This window comes from Vibrio sp. S9_S30 (assembly GCF_014694455.1).
Lineage (GTDB): Bacteria > Pseudomonadota > Gammaproteobacteria > Enterobacterales > Vibrionaceae > Vibrio.
Window position 1 is genome coordinate 1 of sequence record NZ_JAAUWT010000133.1, and the last position, 516, is coordinate 516.

1 protein-coding gene is annotated in these 516 nt (G+C 58.7%); it reads left to right on the forward strand.

Annotated elements, in window-relative coordinates:
- A partial coding sequence (gene tssI, locus HC752_RS24390; RefSeq protein ID WP_190337758.1) for a type VI secretion system tip protein TssI/VgrG occupies positions 1–516 on the forward strand: 516 nt, incomplete at both ends.

The window sequence follows — 516 nt, forward strand, 5'->3', positions numbered from 1 at the left end:
CACGCTACAAAGACGACGACAGTGGCGCGGCGTTCAGCCAGTATCGCTTGGATTACCTGCGCCGCACGGCGCACATTGCGAATGGCAAAAGTAACCACCCTGCCCTGCAAGCGGGCACCAAGTTTACACTGTCCGACCATTTGGATGAACGTTGCAACCGCACTTGGTTGGTGGTGAGTGCCACGCACACGGGCACACAGCCTCAAGCCTTGGAAGAGGAAGGCGGCAGCGGGGCGACGACTTACAGCAATACGTTTACGGTCATCCCCGCTCAGCGCCAATGGCGTGCCACCCCTACCCCGAAACCGCAAGTGGATGGTCCAATGATGGCGACGGTGGTGGGGCCAGAAGGGGAAGAGATATTCTGTGATGAGCATGGGCGCGTGAAGGTGCATTTCCCGTGGGATAGGTATTCCAACAGCAATGAATTGAGCTCGTGCTGGGTTCGTGTCTCTCAGGGGTGGGCGGGCAGCCAATACGGCATGATGGCGATACCGCGCATTGGGCATGAGGTGA